This is a genomic window from Paenibacillus sp. NPDC057886 (assembly GCF_042796655.1).
Lineage (GTDB): Bacteria > Bacillota > Bacilli > Paenibacillales > Paenibacillaceae > Paenibacillus.
Map to the genome: position 1 here is coordinate 1 of NZ_JBHVMZ010000045.1, position 1,035 is coordinate 1,035.

A 1,035-nucleotide genomic window follows, 5' to 3' on the forward strand; every position below is an offset into this window, starting at 1 on the left:
CCTGTAATGTTTTGAATTGAAAGGGAAAAGGGACAGCCTGATAGAAGGCGCCCCGCAGGTTTTCTATTTTTGCCGTTTCAGCCGCGCATACCCGTATGTTCCCGCAAACGGGAGAATCAGCACGATCAGCATTCCGATCGCAAACGGACCCCAGTACTGACTCATAATGGAGAAGATCCCCGGCACGCCGCCGACTCCGACCGAGCTTGCGAGAACGCCTTTGACGGAGATGAACATCCCCGCGATTCCCGAACTGATCATGGCGATCACAAACGGAAATTTGTAACGCAGATTCACGCCGAAAATCGCCGGCTCGGTAATGCCCAAATATGCGGAAATGCCGGCCGTCAGTGAAAGCCCCCGCTGTTTTTTATCTTTTGTAATCAGCATCATGGCCAAAGCCGCCGATCCTTGAGCGATATTTGACAATGCGAGCATCGGCCATAAAAATGTGCCGCCGAGCTTTGAGCCGATTAATTGAAGATCGACCGCGAGAAACGTATGGTGCATCCCCGTAATCACAAGCGCCGAATACAGCCCTCCGTACAGCAGGCCTCCGATGGCGGAGAATTGGCCGAAAACGGCAATCAATCCCGCCGTCAGCGCGTTACCGATCGCAAAGGTAATCGGACCGATGATGACAAAGGATAGAAAACCGATGACCAAAAGCGTCACCGGCGCGACGACCAACAGCTGAATGCCCTCCGGCGTCCGTTTCGTCAAAAAGATCTCAAGCCTGGCAAGTAAATAAGACGCCAGCAGAATCGGGAGCACCTGACCTTGATACCCGACTTTCTGCACCTCAAGGCCGAACAGGTTCCACACCGGAATATCGCCGCTCTGCTCGGCAGCCCCGTAGCCCCATGCGTTTAACAGATCAGGATGCACCAGCATCAGCCCGAGCACGATGCCCAAAAGGGGGCTTCCTCCGAACCGCTTCACTGCCGACCAGCCGATTAAAGCCGGCAGAAAAGCGAAAGCCGTCCCCGCGATCAGATTAATCATATTGGCGAGATCCGCCCATTGCGGATATAC

1 protein-coding gene is annotated in these 1,035 nt (G+C 54.3%); it reads right to left on the bottom strand.

What is annotated here, in order from left to right:
• Nucleotides 1-63: 63 nt before the first annotated feature.
• A partial coding sequence (locus ACFVQB_RS34480; RefSeq protein ID WP_379449920.1) for a maltose/glucose-specific PTS transporter subunit IIC occupies nucleotides 64-1,035 on the bottom strand: 972 nt, incomplete at its 5' end.